This is a genomic window from Brachybacterium sp. FME24 (assembly GCF_014897705.1).
Taxonomy (GTDB): Bacteria; Actinomycetota; Actinomycetes; order Actinomycetales; family Dermabacteraceae; genus Brachybacterium.
Genome location: NZ_JABUXV010000003.1, coordinates 191,635 through 211,876, shown reverse-complemented (window position 1 = coordinate 211,876; position 20,242 = coordinate 191,635). Strand labels below are relative to the sequence as shown.

The following is a 20,242-nucleotide window of genomic DNA, read 5'->3' as shown; positions in this document are numbered from 1 at the left end:
GACCGCGTTGCTGTATGCAACATAAACAGTATGCATGGCACGCAGTGGACGGGCAAGGGTTCTCGGGAAGGAACTGTGTGTGACGTACGCTGTCGGGGAGTACGGCGGTGCGGCTCGAGGGAGTGCGTGCCGAGGATGACCAGGAGGCGGAGCGTGGCGCGACAGGATGAACGGCAGGGCGACGAGGGCGTCTCCAGACTGGTGGCCATGGCGTGGGGCGTCGCGGCCGCTCCGCAGCGCGGGCCCAAGCGGGAGCTGAGCCACGAGCGGATCGTGGAGGCGGCGATCGAGATCGCGGACAGCGAGGGTCTGACTGCTGTGACCATGCAGCGGGTGGCGCGAGTCTTCGACTTCACGACCATGGCGCTGTACCGGTACGTCTCCTCCAAGGACGACCTGCAGGGGTTGATGCTCGATGCCGCCATCGGCGACAAGGGGTGGGTGATCGACGACAAGGACTGGCGCGCCGGGCTCGAGCAGTGGGTGCGCACGATCATGGAGGCCTATCGGCGTCATCCCTGGGCGCTCGACATCCCCCTGGCGAGCGAGACCATGCTCATGCCGGGCCAGGTGCGCGCGGTCGATGCCGGGATGCGGGCCATGCGCACGCTCCCCGGCGCCGCGGAGGACAAGCTAGGGGTGCTGATGCTGCTGGCGGTCAATGCGCGCGGCTTCGCCTCGATGAATCGCGAGATGAACGTGGAGCAGGATGGCGGCGGTGAGGCGACCCAGCAGCTGCTGCGCGAGATCGTCGCCGAGGGCCGCTTCCCGGACGCTCGGGACCTCATCGACTCCGGGGCCTATTTCGGGGACCCCGCGGCGGGGTCGGAGTCGACGGGCGGGGACGACGATGTGGAGGTCGCGCTCTCGCTGCTGATGCCCGGTATCGAGCGGGCCTTCGAGGAGGGTGGGACCGCGAGCGCGCCGTCCTCGCCGACGGAGCCTGCACGCCCGGCGGCCGCAGCGCTCGTGGCGGCCGAGAGCGAGCTGGCGTCGATCATCGCGCTGCGCAAGGCCACGCAGCGCCGCGCGCAGGAGCTCGAGAAGCGCGAGGGGCGCCTGCGGGCGGAGCGGGATCGGGCGAAGGTGCTCGCGAAGGAGGCGGCGAAGAGTGCGGCGAAGGAGTGAAAGGCGTCACCTCGCACGCGCCGGCGGTGCCGCCCGGCGGTGGCGACGGATGGCTGCGGGCCACGATCTCCCGTCTCGAATCTTGGCCAGTGTGACCGTATGGCGGACACCGTCGTATTCTTTCCGTGGCCCCGGAGACGGCTTTTCCGAGTGCCGCCACCCGACCCGGAGGAACATCCCGTGACGCGACCCGTCGTGCTCTTCGCCGAAGAACTCTCGCCCGCCACTATCGAGGTCTTCGGCAGCGACGCCGATGTCCGCCATGTCGACGGCACCGACCGTGCCGCACTGCTCTCCGCCATCGCGGAGGCCGACGCGCTCCTGGTCCGCTCCGCGACCCAGGTCGACGCCGAGGTGTTCGCCGCGGCGAAGCAGCTGAAGGTCGTCGCCCGTGCAGGCGTCGGCCTGGACAACGTCGACGTCCCGTCCGCGACATCGGCCGGCGTCATGGTCATCAATGCACCCACCTCGAACATCGTCTCGGCCGCCGAGCTCGCCGTCACCCTGATCCTCACCTCGCTGCGCAACCTCGCGCGCGCCGACGCCTCGGTGAAGTCGGGTCGCTGGGAGCGCAAGCAGCTCACCGGTGTCGAGCTGCTGGGCAAGACCGTCGGCGTCGTGGGCTTCGGCCGCATCGGGCAGCTGGTCGCCGAGCGCCTCGCCCCCTTCGGCGTGAACCTGCTCGCCTACGACCCCTATGTCAATCACACCCGGGCCGCCGAGCTCGGAGCCCGGGTCGTCGAGCTCGACGAGCTGATGGGCGAGGCCGACATCGTCACGGTCCACATGCCGAAGACCCCGGAGACCACCGGGCTCATCGGGACGGAGCAGTTCGCGCTCGCGAAGCCGAACCTGCACATCGTCAACGCCGCCCGCGGTGGCCTGATCGACGAGGACGCCCTCTACGAGGCGCTCAGCTCGGACCGCATCGCCGGCGCCGGACTGGACGTGTACACCTCCGAGCCGCCCGCATCGTCACCCAGTGCGAAGCGACTCCTGGACCTCGAGAACATCACCCTCACCCCGCATCTGGGCGCCTCGACCGCCGAGGCCCAGGAGAAGGCCGGAGTCGCCGTCGCGAAATCGGTGCGTCTGGCACTGGCCGGAGAACTCGTCCCCGACGCCGTGAACGTCGCCGGCGGCGCGATCGACGACCTGGTCCGCCCCGGCGTGGCCCTCGCCGACCGTCTCGGCCAGCTCTTCACGGCCCTCGCGGGCGAATCGCCCGAGCTGCTCGATATCGAGGTGCACGGCGAGATCGCGTCCCGGGACGTCACCGCGCTCAAGCTCTCCGCCCTGCGTGGCCTCTTCCGCAGCGTGGTGACCGAGCAGGTCAGCTACGTCAACGCGCCGGTCCTGGCCGAGGAGCGCGGGATCACGGTGCAGCTCGTGACCGACGAGACCTCCGAGCGCTTCCGCAATGTCATCACCCTGCGCGGCACTCTGCGCGACGGGGAGGTCGTCTCCGTCTCGGGCACCCTGAGCGGCGTCGACCAGGAGCACAAGCTCACCGAAGTCGCCGGCCACGCCCTGGACGTGCCGCTGAGCGACCACCTGCTGCTGATCCGCTACGACGACGGGCCGGGCCTGATCGGCCAGTACGGCGTCCGACTGGGCGAGGCAGGCGTCAACATCGCCGGCATGCAGGTCTCCCGTGCGGGCAACGTCCGCGGCGCCGAGGCCCTCGTGGTCCTGGACCTCGACGAATCCGTGGACCGCGAGCTCGCCGAGCAGATCGGCACGAGCATCGGCGCCCACGCGATCCACGCGGTCGATCTCGTCTACTGACCAGCGTCCCGACGACCCCGAAGAACCGGAGTTCCCCATGAGCACCACCCGTGCATCCGCCTCGCCCGACGTCCTGAGCCTCGCCGTCATCGAGGGAGACGGCATCGGCAAGGAGGTCGTGCCGCAGGGCGTGCGTGCCCTGCGCGCCGCCCTCGAGCCGGTCGGCGTCAGCGTGGCGACCACCGACTACGACCTCGGAGCGGGCCGTTGGCACCGCACCGGTGAGACCCTCACCGACGAGGACATGATCCGGCTGGCCGAGCACGACGCGATCCTGCTGGGAGCCGTGGGCGACCCCGATGTGCCCTCGGGCGTGCTCGAGCGCGGACTGCTGCTCAAGCTCCGCTTCGGTTTCGACCACTACGTGAACCTGCGTCCCACCAAGCTCTTCCCGGGGGTGGCCTCGCCGCTCGCCGATCCCGGCGACATGGACTTCCTCGTGGTCCGGGAAGGCACCGAGGGCCCGTATGTCGGCAATGGCGGCTCCATGCGCACCGGGACGGCACTGGAGGTCGCCACCGAGGTCTCCCTGAACACCGCCGTCGGCGTCGAGCGCGTGGTCCGCTACGCGTTCGAGCAGGCCGAGCAGCGTCGCGGGAAGCTCACCCTGGTCCACAAGCACAACGTGCTGGTCCACGCAGGTCACCTGTGGCGCCGGATCGTCGAGGAGGTCGGCGCCGAGCACCCCGACGTCGTCGTGGACTACGCCCATGTCGATGCCGCGATGATCTACCTCGCCACGGATCCCGGCCGTTTCGACGTCATCGTCACCGACAACCTCTTCGGGGACATCGTCACGGATCTGGCCGCGGCCGTCGGCGGCGGCATCGGCCTCGCTGCGAGCGGCAACCTCAACCCCTCCGGTGCCTTCCCCTCGATGTTCGAGCCGGTCCATGGCTCCGCCCCGGATATCGCGGGCAAGAACCTGGCCGATCCCACGGCCACGGTGCTCTCGGTCGCCCTGATGCTGGACCACCTCGGACACGTCGAGCCCGCCGCCGCGGTGCGCGCAGCCGTCGAGATGGATCTCGCCGCACGCGCCGAGACCGCGGATCTCGCGGCCCGCGGCACCACGGAGATCGGCGACGCCCTGGTCGCCGCGATCTCCGGGCACTGACACACTTGCCCCGAACCCCACTGCCTCGAGGAGAATCCCATGAGCGCGCTCGCCTTCACCCAGTCCGACCTGACTCGCCGCATCGGCGAGGATGAGCGCGCTCGAATTCTCGCCGACCCGGGCTTCGGCCAGTACTACACCGACTTCATGGCCCACGCGACCTGGCGGATCGAGGGCGGCTGGAGCGGGGGGGAGGTGCTGCCCTTCGGCCCGCTGTCGCTGTCGCCGGCCGTCGCGGTGCTGCACTACGGCCAGGAGATCTTCGAGGGACTCAAGGCGTTCCGGCACGCCGACGGATCGGTGTGGACCTTCCGTCCCGAGCGCAATGCGCAGCGCCTGCAGCGCTCCGCTCGCCGACTCGCCCTGCCGGAGCTGCCGGTCGAGGACTTCCTGAGCTCGCTGAAGGCCGTGGTCGCGGCCGACGAGCCCTGGGTGCCCGAGGCCACCAGCGAGGAGTCGCTGTACCTGCGACCCTTCATGTTCGCGAGCGAGGAGTTCCTCGGGGTGCGGGCCTCCCACACCGTGGAGTACTACGTCATCGCCTCTCCCGCCGGCCCGTACTTCCCGCGCGGCGTGCAGCCGCTAGTCGTGTGGATCACCGACGAGTACGCCCGCGCCGGCGCCGGCGGCACCGGCGCGGCCAAGTGCGGCGGCAACTATGCCTCCTCGCTGCTGGGCAAGAACGAGGCCGCCGAGCACGGCGCCGATGAGGTCCTGTTCCTGGACTCCGAGACCCACACGAGCATCGACGAGCTCTCGGGGATGAACGTCTTCGCGATCACGAAGGACGGTCGTCTCCTCACCCCGACCCTGACCGGATCGATCCTCGAGGGCGTCACCCGCGAATCGATCCTGCGCCTGGCCGCCGACCGCGGGCTCGAGACCGTCGAGCAGAAGCTCGTCATGAGCGACCTCCTCGCGCAGCTGGACTCCGGGGAGATCACCGAGATGTTCGCCTGCGGCACCGCGGCGGTGATCAACCCCATCGGGGAATTCCGAGCCCACGGCGGCAGCTGGAGAGTCGGTGACGGCGGCTCCGGCGACGTCACCCTCGCGCTGCGCCAGGAGCTCACCGACATCCAGTACGGCCGCATCCCGGACCGTCACGGCTGGCTGACCCGACTGGTCTGAGAACACGATGAGTACACGAGCCACTGCGCCCCTCCACGACTTCCACGTCTACGACACGACCCTGCGGGACGGCTCCCAGCAGGAGGGACTGACCCTCTCGGTCGCCGACAAGCTCGCCGTCGCCCGACTCCTCGACGAACTCGGCGTGACGTATATCGAGGGCGGCTGGCCCGGCGCCGTGCCGCGCGACACAGAATTCTTCGCCCGCGCCGCCGGCGAGCTCGAGCTGACCACCGCACGCCTGGCCGCCTTCGGCGCCACCCGCAAGGCGGGCATCCAGGTTGCCGAGGATGCCCAGGTGGCAGCCCTGGTCGACTCCGGAGCTCCCACCATCACCCTGGTCGCGAAATCCGACCTGCGGCACGTCACCGGCGCTCTGCGCACCACCGGGGAGGAGAACCTCGCCATGGTGCGCGACACCGTGGCACACCTGGTGGGACTTGGCCGCGAGGTCTTCGTCGATGCCGAGCACTTCTTCGACGGCTTCGTCCACGACGCCGACTACACAAGTTCCGTGGTCGTGGCCGCCTATGAGGCGGGGGCCGAGGTCGTCGCCCTGTGCGATACCAACGGAGGGATGCTCCCGCATCAGGTCACCGAGATCATCGAGGACCTCCGTGCGCGTCTCGTCGCCGCCGGGCATCCGCAGGCGCGCTTGGGAGTGCACACCCACAACGACTCCGGCTGCGCGGTCGCCAACGCGCTGACCGCGGTGCGCGCCGGGATCTCCCACGTCCAGGGCTGCATCAACGGCTACGGGGAGCGCACCGGCAACGCCGACCTGCTCACCCTGGTCGCGGATCTGCAGCTGAAGATGGGGATGGATCTGGTGCCCCCGGGGACCTTCGGGGAGACCACCCGCATCGCGCACGCGATCGGAGAGATCGTCAACATGCCGGTCACCCCGCGGGCGCCCTATGTCGGTGCGAGCGCCTTCGCGCACAAGGCCGGTCTGCACGCCAGCGCCATCCGCGTGGACCCCGACCTCTACCAGCACATCGATCCGCGCGCGATCGGCAACGACATGCGCATGATCATCTCTGACATGGCCGGCCGCTCCTCGATCGAACTCAAGGGCCGTGAGCTGGGCTTCGACCTCACCGGGGACCCCGATCTCCTCTCGCGCCTGGCCGCAACGGTCAAGCAGCGCGAGGCGGAGGGTTACTCCTACGAGGCGGCTGATGCCTCCTTCGAGCTGCTCGTGCTCGATGAGCTCGGCCAGGTGCCGAGCTTCGTGCAGGTCGAATCCTGGCGGACGACCTCGCAGCAGGGGCGCGATGGCGTGCTCGAGACCGAGGCGACCGTGAAGCTCGCGGGAGATGCCCAGGGGGAGCGGGAGCGGAAGGTGGCGATCGCCGAGGGCAACGGGCCCGTCCACGCCCTGGACCTCGCACTGCGGGCTGCTCTGCGGGACCGATACCCGATGATCGACGACTTCGAGCTGCAGGACTTCAAGGTGCGGATCCTCGACGCGCAGCACGGCACCGATGCCACCACCCGGGTTCTCGTGCGCACCTCCGGTCGCGGGCTCGAGTTCCAGACCGTGGGCGTGGGGCCGAACCTCATCGAGGCCTCGTGGGAGGCGATCTTCGACGCGTACACCTACGGGCTGTACAAGGCAGGCGTCTGATCCCGCGTCGCGGCTCGTCGCACCAGGAAGGAAGCATTAGCCTGTGGCCATGACGACCTACCTGCTCACCGCCCTCGGAGACGACCGCCCCGGCCTCGTCGCCGCCCTCGCTGCCGCCGTCGACGAGCACGGCGGGAACTGGGTCGACAGCCAGCTGGCCCTGCTCGCCGGGAAGTTCGCCGGAATCGTCCAGGTGGACCTTCCGGAGGAGAACGTCGAGGGATTCCTGAACACTCTCCCCGCCCTGGCCGACGAGGTGGGCCTCGAGGTCGAAGCCAGCGCCGCTGCGACCGGTGCGGGCCGGGCCGCCACCGGCGAGTCGCTGCAGCTGCATCTGCTGGGGCAGGACCGCACCGGAATGGTCCGAGAGATCACCACGGCTCTCACCTCGCAGGGCGCCACGATCGACGGTCTGCGCAGCTGGACCCGCGCGGCTCCCGAGGGGGGCGGCATGCTGTTCGAGGCGGAGGCCGAGGTGCGTCTGGCCACCGGCACCGACGAGACCCAGATCCGCGACGCGCTCGAGCGGATCGCCGCGGAGCTCATGGTCGACCTGGAACTCGACGCGAGGGACTGACCCCGACGGGCCTCTGAGCACGGGCCTCCTGGGCTCTCCTTGATAGGTTCGGCGCCATGGACCGGATCCTGCTCGTACGCCATGCCCAGGCGGCCGCACACGACGACGCCGACCCCGCACTCAGCGAGGTCGGTGCCCGTCAGGCCCAGGCGCTCGCTGCACGTCTTCGAGGAGAGGACATCGATGAGCTGCGGCACGGACCGCGACGCCGCGCCCGGGAGAGCGCCGAGATCCTCGCACAGGGCATCGGCCTGGACTCCCGCCCGACCTCGCTCCTCGAGGACCGCACGCCGCGCCCCTCGGCCGACCGCTGGGGAGACTACCCGCGCCACCGCTGGGAGCGCCTGCAGCAGACCCCGGTCCAGGAGCGGGACGAGGATGCGGCGGCGCTCGGCCGGGCATGGGAGGAGCTCAGCGCGTCGGGGGAGCCCGGAACGCTTCTCGCGGTCACCCACGCCTTCGTGGTCGGCGCCTTCGTGAGCGCCGCGCTCGGAGCCCCGCCCGCCGCCTGGATGCAGCTGCCGGTGGCCGCTGCGAGCCTCACCGAACTGCGCATCCGTCCGACCGGAGAATGGTCGGTGCTCGCTGTCAGCGACGTCGGCCATCTCGTCGACCTGTGAGGAGCTTCGCCATGACTGCACGACGCTCGGAGGATCCCGCCGCCCGCGAACTGTCCGACGGTGTCGGGTCCGCTGCCGCCTATTGGACCGCGCAGCGGCGACACGCCGCACGGCCCGCCCCTTTCGAGAGAGAGCTTTCGGCGGATTCACCCGGTGCGGCGCACGGAGACGAGGCGGAGTCGCAGGAGCCGGGGGAGTCGGGACTCGGAGTGACGAAGGGTGGAGCGACCTGCGTTGACGGGGTGCAGGCTGCAGAGCGCGACGACTAGCGGAGAGGGCGAAGGGTGGCAGTCGGTCGCCGCGGCAGATGGTGACCCTTGGGTCACTTGATCGCGTCGAACCTCTGGTGTGAACGGCATCACGTCGCATAGCGTGGCACCGCGGTTCCTCAGACCGCGCCCGTTCCCCCGAAAGGATCCCCCAGTGATGCACTCCCCAGATCCCCAGGATGATTGCACCCCCTTCCTCTCCCGCCTCGGCCGCGGCGCCAGGGCGGCAGGCGGCGTCGCCTTCGCGGCAGCCCTGACCTTCGGCGGTGCCGGCCTCGCCACGGCCGACCCGAGCGACAACGATCTCGAGGCCACGACGCTTTCAGAGTCCTCACAAGGTGACGCCGTCGAGTACTGGACCGCGGAGCGCATGGAGTCCGCGACCCCGGCCGACGAGCTCATCGCCGAGAACGAGGCGCCGGATGGTCAGGTCGAGGCCTCCGACTCCGTGAAGATTCCGGCCGTCGAGGTGAACCCCCAGGCGGACGCCTCCCCACAGGCCGCGCCCGGTACCCACGACGGGTCCCGGACCGCCGCTGCCGCCGGCACCGATCACGTCGGCAAGGTGTTCTTCACGGTGAACGGCGCCGACTACGTGTGCTCCGGCAACGCGGTCGCCTCCGGGAACGGCTCGACCGTCTCGACGGCAGGTCACTGCGTGAACGAGGCCGGCACCTGGGCCAGCAACTGGGTGTTCGCCCCGGGATACGACAACGGACAGGCCCCATACGGTCTGTGGAGCGCCTCTGATCTCTTCGCCACTGACCAATGGGTCGGCCAGGAGGACATGAACTACGACATCGCCTTCGCGACCGTCGAGCCCGAGAGCGGAACCGCGACGCTCACCGACACGGTGGGCGGTTCCGGGATCGAGTTCAATACCGACCGCGGGGCGCTGTACACGTCCTTCGGCTACCCGGCCGCCGCACCGTTCGACGGCGAGACTCTCGAGCAGTGCCAGGGCACCGGCTTCGATGACACCCTGGGTGGCACCGATGACCAGGGGATCGACTGCGATATGACCGGGGGGTCGTCCGGCGGCCCATGGTTCGTCGGGGACGGCCCCGAGGGGTACCAGGTCTCGGTGAACAGCTTCGGATACACCTCGCAGCCGAACGTCATGTACGGCCCGTACCTCGGTGACGTCGCCGAAGAGGTCTACGAGGCGGCCTCCGCCGCGTGAGCCGTTCTGCTGCGTGATGTGCAGGAAGGACAGGCGATGGCGCCCCCTGGTGTGAAGCGGGTAACATTGCGTATTGTCGGACTTGTCCGTGCTGGTCCCGACGCCAGTCTCCTGAAAGGTGACCCGTGATGACTCAGAAGAGCCACATGCAGTCCGTCCGTTCCCCCGCCATGTCCTGGATGAGCCGAGGCGCCCGCGTCGTCGGCGGCGCCGCTCTTGCTGCGGGGCTGACTCTCGCAGGTGCGGGCTTCGCTTCAGCAGTCGAGGTGAATCCGCAGCGGGTCGAGGTCAACCCGCAGGTCGAGGTCAACCCGCAGTGGGTCGAGGTCAATCCGCAGGTCGAGGTCAACCCGCAGTGGGTCGAGGTCAATCCGCAGGTCGAGGTCAACCCGCAGCGGGTCGAGGTCAACCCGCAGGTCGAGGTCAACCCGCAGTGGGTCGAGGTCAATCCGCAGGTCGAGGTCAACCCGCAGTGGGTCGAGGTCAATCCGCAGGTCGAGGTCAACCCGCGGTACTAGTTGCGCGGCGGCGCTCCACGGCCGCCCGAGCAGCTCACAGTGACACAGGCCGGTGCCCGAGAGGGTGCCGGCCTGTGGCGCGTGAAGGGCATCTCAGCGGTCGGCGATGTCTCCGACATGGGTGATCGTGAGCACGGGTTCACCGGCCTCGTCGGTCGCCTCGAGGTCGAGCTCCGCCTCGATCGCCCAGTCGTGGTTGCGGTCAGGATCGTCCAGCACCTGCCGGATCCGCCAGAGTTTCGACTCCTCGGTGATCTGCAACAGCTGTGGTGAGCGGGCCGGGCCGTCGATGCCGACGTGGTCGTAGGTGTCGTAGTACGCGTCCATGGCTTCCGCCCAGCGAGGACGGTCCCAGCCCGATCCGGCGTCGAGTTCCCCGAGTCGTCCCTCGCGTTCGAAGGCGAAATGCTCGACCCGCTGCCACAGCGAGGCCCGCACCATGGTGCGCAGCACCTTGGTCTGGGCGGACAGTCCGCGGGGCGTCGTGGGGCGCAGGTCGCTGGCGACATCCCCGGAAGCAGGATCGCCGTCCTCCGGGTGGGACAGGGCCTCCCACTCATCCAGCAGAGAGGAATCGATGCCGCGCACCAGTACTCCGAGCCACTCGATGAGATCCTCGAGAGCCTCGGTGCGCAGGTCCTGGGGAAGGGTGCGGCGCATCGCCTGGTACGCGGCGGAGAGATACCGCAGCACGATGCCCTCGGAGCGCTGCAGTCCGTAGCGCTGGACGAACTCGCTGAAGGTCTGACCGGTCTCGTACATCTCGCGGACGACGGATTTGGGGGAGAGGTCCTCGATGCGCACCCAGGGTCGGGTCTTCGCATAGATCTCCAATGCGGCCTCGAGATCCTCGGCCAGCGGCTTGGGCCAGCCGACCTCGTCCAGGAGGGCCATGCGCTCGGTGTACTCCACCCCGTCGGCCTTCAGCTCGGCGAGCAGCTCCCCCTTGGCTGCGTTCTGCTGGGCCATCAGCACCTGCCTGGGGTCCTCCAGGATCGCTTCGAGGATCGAGACGGTATCCAAGGTCAAGGACTCGGAATCCTCGTCGAGGGAGTCGATCATGGCGATCGCGAACGGCGCCAGCGGCTGGTTCATCGTGAAGTCCAGCTGCAGGTCCTCGACCAGGGCGATGCGTCGGCCGAGATGGTCCGGGGCCTCGAGCACCTCGATGATCTCGGCTTCCCGCAGGCCCCGGAAGAGCTCAACCGCGTCCCTCACCAGCTTGAGCTTCTGGGTGCTGGTCTGGTGGCTGGTCATGATGAGGTGCCGGCCCGAGGCGATCGCATCCCCGGGGCGGGAGATCAGCGCGATCGCCATGCCTGCGGTGATCTTCAGATGCGGGCGCAGTGGCTCCGGGGCGTTCTCGACCAGTTTGGTCATGTTGGCCTCCGACCAGGAGACCGCGCCGTCCGGGATCCGGGGCTTGGGCTCCTTCTTGCGCTTCTTCGCACTGTTGGGGGCTTTGCCGGCCTCTTCGCGCTGGCGCTGCTTGGCCCGTTCGCGCTCGAAGTCGATGGTCCACGTCGGCGCCTGCACCACGATGTGACCGATCGTGTCGAAGCCGGCTCGGCCCGCGCGCCCCGCGATCTGGTGGAACTCCCGAGCGTTCAGCAGACGCATCCGCTTGCCGTCGAACTTCGCGAGCCCTGTCAGCAGCACAGTGCGGATCGGTACGTTGATGCCCACGCCGAGGGTGTCGGTGCCGCAGATGATCTTCAGCAGTCCGGACTGGGCGAGCTTCTCGACCAGACGGCGGTACTTCGGGAGCATCCCCGCGTGGTGCACGCCGATGCCGTCGCGCACGAGCTTGGACAGGGACTGCCCGAAGCCCTTGGAGAAGCGGAAGTCGCCGATGATCTCGCGGATCCGCTCCTTCTCCTCACCGGTGAGGATCTTCTGCCCGAGCAGGGCCTGTGCCTGCTCGAGGGCGTCCTTCTGGGTGAAGTGGACGATGTAGACCGGGGCGTCGCGGTCCTGCAGGATCGTCTCGATCGTGTCCGGCAGCGGTTCGAGCGACCAGCGGAAGTCGAGCGGCACGGGGCGCGGGGCGTCATCGATCACGCTCACGTCGCGCTCGGTGCGGTCCCGGAGGTCCGTCACCAGGCTGGTCACGTCGCCGAGGGTTGCGCTCATGAGCACGAACTGGCAGTCGGGCAGTTCGACCAGCGGCACCTGCCAGGCCCAGCCGCGCTGGGGGTCTCCGTAATAGTGGAACTCGTCCATGACCGCGAGGCCGACGTCGCTGCCGGGGCCGTCGCGCAGGGCGTGGTTGGCGAAGATCTCCGCGGTGCACACGATGATCGGGGCATCGTGGTTCACGCTGGAGTCGCCGGTCATCATGCCCACGTTCTCGGCGCCGAACTGCCCGACCAGGTCGAAGAACTTCTCGCTGACCAGCGCCTTGATGGGGGCCGTGTAGTACGAGCGCTCCCCGCGGGCCATGGCGGCGAAGAGCGCGGAGTACGCGATGGTGGTCTTGCCCGAGCCGGTGGGAGTGGCGGCGATGACGTGATCGCCGGCAGCGATCGCCAGCAGCGCCTCCTCCTGGTGCGGGTACAGCGTGCGGCCGACGGATTCCTGGGCCTCCATGAAACCGTCGACAACTGCGTCCTGACCGGCGGCGGTGTGGTTCTCGGGCAGGAACGGCGTCAGGATCGGCATGGGGCCAGTCTGCCAGGGGGAGCAGGCAGCACCGGCCCCGAAGGGTCAGCAGTCCAGCTCAGTGCTGCCGGCCTCGATCGGCACGGCCAGTCGCGTCGTCGAACGCGAGGACATGGTCCAGAACCCGCATGCGCAGCGCGTCGGCGTGCTCGGCGAGCACGCGCTGGCGTTGCACGTACTCGGCCTTGCCCTGTGAGGTCTCGATCGGCACGACGCCGTAGCCGAGCGGCCGCACGTCATACGGACTCGCCTCCATGTCCAGCACCCGGGTCTCGCGGGCATGCTCGAAGCAGTCCAGGACGAGTGCGGACGGCACCAGCGGGGTGAGCTTCATGGCCCACTTGTACAGATCCATCCCGACATGCAGGCACGCGGGGTTGTCGAGATCGACCTGGGTGGCGCGGCTGGGCTGCAGGGCATTGAGCGGGGAGGCCGACGGGGTGAAGAAGCGGAACGCGTCGATGTGCGAGCACACCAGGTTCTCCCGCTCGACGACCTGGTCGGTCTCGGTCGGGGTGAGGCGCAGCGGCAGGTCCTCATGGCGCTGCTGTCCCTCCCCGAGCCGGTGCACCATCGCCCACTCGTGCAGGCCGAAACAGCCGAACTGCGGCCGGCGCCTGCTGAGCGAGGACGCCGAGAGCAGGCGGGTCATGAAGGCAAGGGCCGAGGACCGCTCGGCCAGGTAGCGCTCGACGTCGGCCCGTCGCGTCGTCACGGCGCGGTCGGTGGACGTTCCCGCGGGAACGTCGAGGTACCAGGAGCGCTGCCCGGTGGTGTCGACGTCGGCGATGGACGGCTGTCCATGCACATCGAGATCGGCGCGTGCGTCGTAGGCGATCTCCCAGCCCGGATGCCAGCGGCGCAGCTTGGCAGGGGAGAAGGGGTAGTAGGTGAACAGGAAGTCCTCGACGGGATGCTTCATCCCGCGCTGCTTGCGCTCTCGGTGTGCGGCGGTCAGGGCGTCGGCGCGCGCTTCATGCTCCTGGCGGGCCCGCGCAGCCTCCTTCGCCGTCATGACGAGCCACGGAGCAGCGATGGACGGTGTGCTCACCTCGTGCTCCTTCTGCCGGCGGGATCGGGGTCTGACCCATCGTACGAGCCCGCGGCGTTCGTTCCTCCCCATGGTGCCGACGTCCACAGCCGTGCCCCGGCCCCCGCAGCGCGGTCAGGTGCTCACCTACGGTGAGCTCAGAGCACGAGACGCTGCGACCGGGCGAGGAGCATCAGGATGACCGGCATAGATTTCGACTGCGCATATTGCGGAGAGCACCACGAAGGCACCGACGGCACAGCGACCAGCCCGTGGCCCGTGCTCGCCTTCCGTCGGCCCGATCCGTATCTCGAGCTCGGCACGCACGCGAGGAGATTCCACGCCCAGGCCACCGACGACCTCTGCGTGATCCACCATGGAGGCCGCCCCGACTGCTTCGTGCGCGTGATCCTCTCGATGCCGATCATCGGGGAAGCCGTCACGCTCGAGTACGGGCCGTGGGCCGGCCTCAGCGGCGTGAGCTACGAGGACTACGTCGAGCACTACGACGATCCCGACCATCGTGAGCACTACTCCGGGCAGCTGGCCACGGCGATTCCCGGATACCCGAACCCCTTCGCCGTGCCGGTGCAGGTCATCACGCGCGGCATGAGCCGGCCCCTGATCGTGCCCGACTCGACGTTCGGGCATCCGCTGGTGCGGGACTTCTACGACGGAATCACGAGGAGGGAGGCGGAACTGCGCATCCGCTCGACGCTGCTGCCCGCGATCGACCTCTGAGGGATCGCCGCAGGGATCACTCGCGGCGGAACCGGGATCCGCTGTACTTGCGATGCGCTGCTTGCCGGGTGACGCCGAGCGCGAAGGCTATCTCCGCCCAGGAGAGGCCCTCCACCCGTGCCCGCCGGACGAGCGCGGATTGATCCTGTTCGAGCTGAACGCGCCGCGCGGCGCATTCACGCAGCCCGTCACGAGGGTCTGGATTCTCGGCCTGTTCCAGTGCGGTCTGCATGAGCTTCCCTCCGACAGCGAGTCGATGAACCTAGGCGTCAATATGTGTTGACACACTACGCGGCGCGCCCCCGTTCGTCAATAGATGTTGACGATCGATACGAAGCGGGCCTCAGGCCTCGTCGAAGGCTGAGTGCTGTTGGGGCACGGTGGCGCCCTGCTCGAGCAGCTCACGCACGCGCGGGATGACCTTCGTGCCGTACAGCTCGATGGATTCCGTGAGCTGGCCGTGCGGCATGGGGCCGCTGGCGTACTTCAGGTCGAATCGATTCACGTCGAGGGTCTGGAGGGTGGTGGCGATCTTCTGCGCGACGGTCTCCACGCCGCCGACGTACAGGGCGCCGTGATGCACCTCGGCCTCGAACTCGGCGATGCCGGCGGGCCCCCATCCTCGTTCCCGGCCGATCTCGTTGCGGTTGTGGAGCCAGTGCGGGGCGAGCTGGTTGCGGGCGGTGGCATCGTCGGCCGCGATATGGCCGGGGGAATGCACGCCGACCGGCAGGCGGTCGCGACCGAGCTTCTCGGAGGCCTCGTGGAACAGGCTCACGTAGGGCGCGAAGCGCTCTGCCGGGCCGCCGATGATCGCGAGCATCAGGGGGAATCCATGCCGGGCTGCTCGCACCACGGAGTTCGGGCTGCCGCCGACGGCCACCCAGGTGGGCAGCGTGCGCTCCATGCGGGGGTGGACCGACTGCTGCCTCAGGGGTGGGCGGATGCTGCCGGACCAGGTGACCGGCTCCTGGGGGAGTACCGCGCCGAGCAGGTCGAGCTTCTCCTCGAACAGGGTCTCGTAGTCCTGCATGTCGAATCCGAACAGCGGGAACGACTCGGTGAACGAACCCCGCCCGACGGTGAGCTCCGCCCGGCCGTGCGAGAGGGCGTCCAAGGTCGAGAAGCGCTCGAAGACACGAATCGGATCGTCGGAGCTCAGCACGATCACGGCGGTGCCCAGCGTGATGCGCTCGGTGCGGGTCGCGAGGCCGGCCAAGACCGTGTCCGGGGCGCTCACGGCGAAGTCCGGTCGATGGTGCTCGCCGATCGAGAAGTGGTCGATGCCCACCGCATCGGCGAGCTCACCCTGGGCGACGATGTCGCGAATGACCTGAGCGGCGGGAACGGGCTGGCCTGCGTCGTCGAGGGTGACGTCCCCGAAGGTGTCCAGGCCGAAGGTGACGGATCGTGGGTCGATGCTCATGCTGATGCGAGCCTCCTGGGTAGCCGGGGGAGCGGGATTCGCTCTCTCCAGTATTGTTGATGTTTCAAGTATGGGGCTGACGGGCCCTGGTGTCCAGTGGGTGAGGCGACCGAGCGTCACCGGATCTCCGTCAGCGGCGTGGCCGCGCAGAAGGTGGAGCGGACCGCCCGGCCGCGCGGTGACCTCGAACGGTGGGGACTTCTCCCCATCGACGGATCTGCCTCGTGCCCTGAGGATGGACCTTCATCGCTGTGCTGTGTCCGGTCGCCGTCATGGGCTGCTGCACCGGCAGATATCCAGGAGGAAACCATGTCGACCACCCGCCTACGCTCCGTCGTTCGCCCGCTCGCCCTCACCGCTGCGGCAACCTTCGCGCTTGCCGGGTGCGGATTGCTCGGCGCCGGCTCTCTTCCCGCCGACGAGGTCGAGACGAAGATCTCCGAGCAGCTCACCGCACAGGTCGGGCAGGAGCCCGACGAGGTCTCCTGCCCGGAGGACCTCCCGGCCGAGGAGGGCGCCGAGATGACCTGCGAGCTCACCGCGGACGGGGAGAGCATCGACGTGATGGTCACGGTCACCGCCGTCGAGGACGACACCGTGAACTTCGACATCGAGGTCGCCGACGAGGCCAACTGACCGGGGCCACGGACCGCGGCCGTCGACAGGGACGAACCCTCGTGGGACGTCGTCCGGCAGGGCTCAGAGGGCCCCGTGCAGCCATCGACGATGCGTGTCGATCGCGGCTCGCGTGGGACGAGCAGGCTGCAGCAGGTCGGATCCGTGGTCGTGGATGGACTCGCCGCGATACAGGGCGAAGCGGGATCCCGTCAGTGCGCTGCGGATGCGTCGGCCGTCCCGCAGCACGACCACGGTCGCACCCCGGTTCATGAGGGCACGGTCGATCTCCACGACGGCGATCTCCGCCCAGCCGAGGCGGTGGGCGACGAGGTACCCCCGCACCTCGATGCCGACGGTGGTCACGCGGAAGGCGGGGCGGAGCAGGAGCGCGACCCCGGTCCCGAGGACGCACAGCATCAGCAGGCAGACCGCCGCGAGGGGAAGGTGCGGGTCCTCCGGGACGAGGACGGCGAGCAGGACCCCGCTCGACATCGTGAGGGTGAGGATTGTCAGCTGGACCGCCACCAGCACCTTGTACAGCGTGGAGGGCCCGGCGCGATAGAAGACGCGCGGGTTCCGGTGGGCAACGGGTGCGGACACGGCGCGGGTTCCTTCCGACGGCGAGGATCGGCGCATCGCGTGACCCCCTTTACGGTCGAGGCGATCGTAGAGGACGCTCCGTCGGACTCCAGGAGGATCCGTCGGGACTCCGCCTCGGTTCCACGACCTCCGCCACCCCCGTCCCCGGGGAGCCCCGCGGCGACGGCGCCCCGGAGCACTCGCGATGGGCGGGCCTAGACTGGCGACCATGCGTATTGCTCGATTCACCACCGGCGAAGATCCCATGTACGGCATCGTCCAGGCGAAGGATGGCCAGGACATGGTCTACGGGATCACCGGGGACCCCCTGTACACCGAGATCAGTCCGACCGGAAAGATCGTCCCTCTCGAGGACGTCCGCCTGCTCGCCCCCGTCATCCCGCGCTCGAAAGTGGTGTGCGTCGGCCGCAACTATGCCGCGCACGCCGCCGAACTCGGCAATGAGGTTCCTGAGCAGGCCCTGTTCTTCCTCAAGCCCAACACCGCCGTCGTCGGCCCCGGTGATCCCATCGTGATCCCGGAATACAGTCACGAGGTGAGTCTCGAGGCCGAGCTCGCGGTGGTCATCAAGCGGATGGCCAAGAACGTCTCCCCGGAGGATGTCGCCGACGTCGTCCTCGGATACACCTGTGCCAACGACCTCACCGCGCGCGACGCGCAGCGCGAGGAGGACCAGTGGTTCCGCGCCAAGGCGTTCGACACCTCGTGCCCGATCGGTCCGTGGATCGAGACCGACCTCGACCCCTCCGCCGTCGCGATCACCTCGAGCGTCGACGGCGAGGTCGCGCAGAACGGCACCACCGCCGACATGGTCCGTTCCGTCGCCGACCTCATCGCCGAGATCTCCACCGTGGTCACCCTGCTGCCCGGTGACCTGGTCCTGACCGGCACCCCCGCCGGCGTGCGCACCGTCGAGGCCGGCTCGAGCATCGACGTCACCATCGCGGGAATCGGCACGCTGTCCAATCCCGTCGTGCGCCGCTGACCCGCGGCGCAGCCCCGCCCGCCCCGACATCATCCCCCCACCTCCAGGAGCATCCCGCGTGACGACCACCCCGGCACAGACCTCAGCACCCACCGACGAGGTCCGGGTGCGCTTCTGCCCCAGCCCCACGGGCACCCCGCACGTCGGCATGGTGCGCACCGCTCTGTTCAACTGGGCACATGCCCGGCATCACGGCGGCAAACTCATCTTCCGCATCGAGGACACCGATGCCGCGCGTGACAGCGAGGAGTCCTACCACCAGCTGCTGGACGCCATGCGCTGGCTGGGCATCGACTGGGACGAGGGCGTCGAGGTGGGTGGTCCCGATGGCCCCTATCGTCAGTCCCAGCGCGCCGATATCTACCAGGGCGTCATCGCGAAGTTGAAGGACGCCGGGCACATCTACGAGTCCTACTCCACCGCGGAGGAGATCTCCGCGCGCCATCGCGCCGCGGGCGGGGACCCTCAGCTCGGGTACGACGGCTTCGATCGGGACCTCACCGATGAGCAGAAGTCGGCCTACCGCGCGGAGGGCCGCGAGCCCACCTGGCGCCTGCGCATGCCCGATACGGATCTCACCTTCACCGACCTGGTGCGCGGTGAGATCACCTTCAAGGCCGGCACCACGCCGGACTTCGTCGTGGTGCGCGCCAACGGTCAGCCGCTCTACACGCTGGTCAATCCCGTCGACGACGCGCTCATGCGGATCACCCACGTCCTGCGTGGCGAGGACATCCTGTCCTCGACCCCACGTCAGATCGCGCTGTACCGGGCCCTGATCGACATCGGCGTCGCCGAGCGCGTCCCCGAGTTCGGTCACCTTCCCTACGTCATGGGCGAGGGCAACAAGAAGCTCTCCAAGCGTGATCCGCAGGCAGACCTGTTCCTCTATCGCGAACAGGGATTCGTGCCCGAAGGCATGGTCAACTACCTCTCGCTGCTGGGGTGGGGCTACAGCGCAGACGAGGACATCTTCAGCCGCCAGCAGCTCGTCGAACGCTTCACGGCCGAGGACGTCAACCCGAATCCGGCTCGCGTGGACATCAAGAAGGCCACCGCCATCAACGCGGACCATATCCGGCTGCTGCCCGAGGCCGATCTCAGCGAGCGACTGATCCCGTATCTGCAGCACGGTGGCGTGCTGGGGGAGACCGTGACGCCGGAGCAGCGCGCACTGGTCTCCGCTGCCACCCCGCTCGTGCAGACCCGCATGAACCTGCTCGGCGAGGCCCCGGACCTGATGGGCTTCCTGTTCACCGCCGACGAGGACCTGGTGGTCCAGGACGATGCTCTGAAGAAGCTCGGGGACGACCCGGTGGCCGTGCTCGAGCGGGCGATCTCCGAGGTCGAGGCGGTGCCGACCGAGTCCTTCACCGCAGCGCCTCTGGAGGGCGTCCTGCGCGAGGCGATCGTCGAGGACCTCGGCATCAAGCCGCGACTGGCTTTCGGGCCGTTGCGCAGCGCGATCTCCGGCCGACGCATCTCCCCACCGTTGTTCGAGTCCATGGAACTGCTGGGCAAGCCCTCGAGCCTGGCCCGCTTGCGCGCGCTGCGCGATCGGCTCGCCACGGCTCGGTGACCTGATGAGCGCTGTGGGGCGGCGTGCTCAGCCTCACAGCGCTCAAGGCCCTTCTCGCTTTGTCAAGGACGAGAAGACCCGGTAGTGTCTTACCTCGGTACGCCACTGCGGATCAGCTCGATAAGGCCTCGGATTCCACCGGGGAACAGATCGGGAAGAGACAAGGAAACGTGCTCTCACCATGGGGTATGGTGTAATTGGCAACACAGCGGTTTCTGGTACCGTCGTTCTAGGTTCGAGTCCTGGTACCCCAGCGCTTCACGGCGATTGTTCGCCGTGCGGTCCGCGCCCCGTTCGTCTAGCGGCCTAGGACGTCGCCCTCTCACGGCGGTAACACCGGTTCAAATCCGGTACGGGGTACGACGCGAGTGCTTCGGTTCTTGCGCAGGCCCCGTTCGTCTAGCGGCCTAGGACGTCGCCCTCTCACGGCGGTAACACCGGTTCAAATCCGGTACGGGGTACGACGCGAGTGCTTCGGTTCTTGCGCAGGCCCCGTTCGTCTAGCGGCCTAGGACGTCGCCCTCTCACGGCGGTAACACCGGTTCAAATCCGGTACGGGGTACGGACTGGAGTCGATGCCATAGGTATCGGCTCCTTTTCTGTTTCCCCGCAATGTTCTTCTGCCGCCTCCAGGTGTCCAG

19 protein-coding genes and 4 tRNA genes are annotated in these 20,242 nt (G+C 68.7%); 18 read left to right on the top strand and 5 right to left on the bottom strand.

The window, feature by feature from the left end:
- Nucleotides 1–153: 153 nt before the first annotated feature.
- The 10 genes from INT51_RS04690 (at nucleotide 154) to INT51_RS04645 (ending at nucleotide 9,961) form a co-directional block, all read left to right on the top strand.
- Nucleotides 154–1,128, top strand: a complete 975-nt coding sequence (locus INT51_RS04690; protein ID WP_193104044.1) for a TetR/AcrR family transcriptional regulator — start codon at nucleotides 154–156, stop codon at nucleotides 1,126–1,128.
- A gap of 180 nt (nucleotides 1,129–1,308) precedes the next feature.
- Nucleotides 1,309–2,916, top strand: a complete 1,608-nt coding sequence (gene serA / locus INT51_RS04685) for a phosphoglycerate dehydrogenase (protein WP_193104043.1) — start codon at nucleotides 1,309–1,311, stop codon at nucleotides 2,914–2,916.
- Between the two features lie 37 nt (nucleotides 2,917–2,953).
- Nucleotides 2,954–4,033, top strand: a complete 1,080-nt coding sequence (locus tag INT51_RS04680) for a 3-isopropylmalate dehydrogenase (RefSeq protein WP_193104042.1) — start codon at nucleotides 2,954–2,956, stop codon at nucleotides 4,031–4,033.
- Nucleotides 4,034–4,072: 39 nt separating this feature from the next.
- On the top strand, nucleotides 4,073–5,164 hold the full coding sequence (locus INT51_RS04675; RefSeq protein WP_193104041.1) for a branched-chain amino acid aminotransferase: 1,092 nt from the start codon (nucleotides 4,073–4,075) through the stop codon (nucleotides 5,162–5,164).
- Between the two features lie 7 nt (nucleotides 5,165–5,171).
- Nucleotides 5,172–6,794, top strand: a complete 1,623-nt coding sequence (cimA, locus tag INT51_RS04670; RefSeq protein ID WP_193104040.1) for a citramalate synthase — start codon at nucleotides 5,172–5,174, stop codon at nucleotides 6,792–6,794.
- A gap of 49 nt (nucleotides 6,795–6,843) precedes the next feature.
- On the top strand, nucleotides 6,844–7,371 hold the full coding sequence (locus INT51_RS04665; RefSeq protein WP_193104039.1) for a glycine cleavage system protein R: 528 nt from the start codon (nucleotides 6,844–6,846) through the stop codon (nucleotides 7,369–7,371).
- A gap of 56 nt (nucleotides 7,372–7,427) precedes the next feature.
- Nucleotides 7,428–7,991: a histidine phosphatase family protein gene (locus INT51_RS04660; RefSeq protein WP_193104038.1), complete on the top strand. Its 564-nt coding sequence runs from the start codon at nucleotides 7,428–7,430 to the stop codon at nucleotides 7,989–7,991.
- Nucleotides 7,992–8,002: 11 nt separating this feature from the next.
- On the top strand, nucleotides 8,003–8,260 hold the full coding sequence (locus INT51_RS04655; RefSeq protein WP_193104037.1) for a hypothetical protein: 258 nt from the start codon (nucleotides 8,003–8,005) through the stop codon (nucleotides 8,258–8,260).
- Nucleotides 8,261–8,417: 157 nt separating this feature from the next.
- Entirely contained in the window at nucleotides 8,418–9,443 is a 1,026-nt protein-coding gene (locus tag INT51_RS04650; RefSeq protein WP_193104036.1) for a serine protease, read from the top strand.
- Nucleotides 9,444–9,571: 128 nt separating this feature from the next.
- A complete protein-coding gene (locus INT51_RS04645) occupies nucleotides 9,572–9,961 on the top strand; it encodes a hypothetical protein (RefSeq protein WP_193104035.1) in 390 nt (129 codons plus the stop codon).
- A gap of 93 nt (nucleotides 9,962–10,054) precedes the next feature.
- On the opposite strand, the gene INT51_RS04640 is transcribed toward INT51_RS04645, so the two are convergent.
- Nucleotides 10,055–12,622, bottom strand: coding sequence for an RNA helicase (locus INT51_RS04640; protein WP_193104034.1), 2,568 nt, complete (start codon nucleotides 12,620–12,622; stop codon nucleotides 10,055–10,057).
- A gap of 58 nt (nucleotides 12,623–12,680) precedes the next feature.
- Nucleotides 12,681–13,673 (bottom strand): 3-methyladenine DNA glycosylase, encoded by a 993-nt coding sequence (locus INT51_RS04635; protein WP_193104033.1) that lies wholly within the window; start codon nucleotides 13,671–13,673, stop codon nucleotides 12,681–12,683.
- Between the two features lie 177 nt (nucleotides 13,674–13,850).
- Here INT51_RS04635 and INT51_RS04630 point away from each other — a divergent pair, with 177 nt between their 5' ends.
- Complete coding sequence (locus INT51_RS04630; RefSeq protein ID WP_193104032.1) at nucleotides 13,851–14,393, top strand: DUF2199 domain-containing protein; 543 nt, start codon at nucleotides 13,851–13,853, stop codon at nucleotides 14,391–14,393.
- Between the two features lie 16 nt (nucleotides 14,394–14,409).
- Here the strand turns inward: INT51_RS04630 and INT51_RS04625 are convergent, their stop codons facing one another.
- A complete protein-coding gene (locus INT51_RS04625) occupies nucleotides 14,410–14,625 on the bottom strand; it encodes an ECF-type sigma factor (protein WP_193104031.1) in 216 nt (71 codons plus the stop codon).
- Nucleotides 14,626–14,736: 111 nt separating this feature from the next.
- Nucleotides 14,737–15,819: an LLM class flavin-dependent oxidoreductase gene (locus INT51_RS04620; RefSeq protein WP_193104030.1), complete on the bottom strand. Its 1,083-nt coding sequence runs from the start codon at nucleotides 15,817–15,819 to the stop codon at nucleotides 14,737–14,739.
- Nucleotides 15,820–16,128: 309 nt separating this feature from the next.
- Between INT51_RS04620 and INT51_RS04615 the strand changes: the two genes are divergently transcribed.
- Entirely contained in the window at nucleotides 16,129–16,455 is a 327-nt protein-coding gene (locus tag INT51_RS04615) for a DUF4333 domain-containing protein (RefSeq protein ID WP_193104029.1), read from the top strand.
- Nucleotides 16,456–16,518: 63 nt separating this feature from the next.
- On the opposite strand, the gene INT51_RS04610 is transcribed toward INT51_RS04615, so the two are convergent.
- Nucleotides 16,519–17,037 carry a hypothetical protein gene (locus INT51_RS04610; protein ID WP_193104028.1) on the bottom strand — a complete coding sequence of 173 codons (519 nt, stop codon included), beginning with the start codon at nucleotides 17,035–17,037 and terminating at the stop codon, nucleotides 16,519–16,521.
- A gap of 208 nt (nucleotides 17,038–17,245) precedes the next feature.
- Between INT51_RS04610 and INT51_RS04605 the strand changes: the two genes are divergently transcribed.
- The 6 genes from INT51_RS04605 to INT51_RS04580 all read left to right on the top strand — a co-directional run bounded on the left by INT51_RS04605 (nucleotide 17,246) and on the right by INT51_RS04580 (nucleotide 20,163).
- The gene (locus INT51_RS04605) at nucleotides 17,246–18,022 is read left to right on the top strand and encodes a fumarylacetoacetate hydrolase family protein (RefSeq protein ID WP_193104027.1); all 777 of its coding nucleotides are present in this window, start codon (nucleotides 17,246–17,248) and stop codon (nucleotides 18,020–18,022) included.
- Nucleotides 18,023–18,170: 148 nt separating this feature from the next.
- Nucleotides 18,171–19,601: a glutamate--tRNA ligase gene (gltX, locus tag INT51_RS04600; protein WP_226831977.1), complete on the top strand. Its 1,431-nt coding sequence runs from the start codon at nucleotides 18,171–18,173 to the stop codon at nucleotides 19,599–19,601.
- A 182-nt stretch (nucleotides 19,602–19,783) separates the two neighbouring features.
- Nucleotides 19,784–19,855 (top strand) — tRNA-Gln (locus INT51_RS04595).
- A gap of 33 nt (nucleotides 19,856–19,888) precedes the next feature.
- Nucleotides 19,889–19,961 (top strand) — tRNA-Glu (locus tag INT51_RS04590).
- A 28-nt stretch (nucleotides 19,962–19,989) separates the two neighbouring features.
- Nucleotides 19,990–20,062, top strand: a tRNA-Glu gene (locus INT51_RS04585).
- A gap of 28 nt (nucleotides 20,063–20,090) precedes the next feature.
- Nucleotides 20,091–20,163, top strand: a tRNA-Glu gene (locus INT51_RS04580).
- The last annotated feature ends 79 nt before the right edge of the window (nucleotides 20,164–20,242 follow it).